This is a genomic window from Mesorhizobium sp. M7A.F.Ca.MR.148.00.0.0 (assembly GCF_003997735.1).
Lineage (GTDB): Bacteria > Pseudomonadota > Alphaproteobacteria > Rhizobiales > Rhizobiaceae > Mesorhizobium.
Genome location: NZ_RZTB01000431.1, coordinates 1 through 388, shown reverse-complemented (window position 1 = coordinate 388; position 388 = coordinate 1). Strand labels below are relative to the sequence as shown.

1 protein-coding gene is annotated in these 388 nt (G+C 57.0%); it reads left to right on the top strand.

Annotated features, from left to right (window positions below; genetic code table 11):
- On the top strand, positions 1-104 hold a 104-nt coding region (locus EOB49_RS34820), incomplete at its 5' end, for a zinc-binding dehydrogenase (RefSeq protein ID WP_164781976.1).
- Positions 105-388: the final 284 nt, after the last annotated feature.

The following is a 388-nucleotide window of genomic DNA, read 5'->3' as shown; positions in this document are numbered from 1 at the left end:
TAAAGCCGATCATCGATAGGACCTTCGCGTTCGACCAAATCGTCGAGGCGCACCGTTACCTAGAATCGAACCAGCAGTTCGGCAAAATCGTGGTGACGATTTGAAATCGTGGTGACGGTCTGAGCGAGATGGCGAACGAATCACTCTTGCGGGCAATATCGCCCCTTGAAGGCGCGGCGCTGCATTCCTAATTGTCCCCTGCGGGCCGGGCCCCTCTGACTGTCGCTTTTGGCGACTGTGATGTCGGACCGCTGTAACGGGCCCGTTTTCATCCTTTTCGGTCGAGCGGGTTCCTTCTTTTTTGGTTTGGAGCGCCGTATGACATCTCCTTCTCTCCTTGGCATGACTTGCCCCTCCTGCCGCGTTGCGCTCGTGATGAGCGAACGCC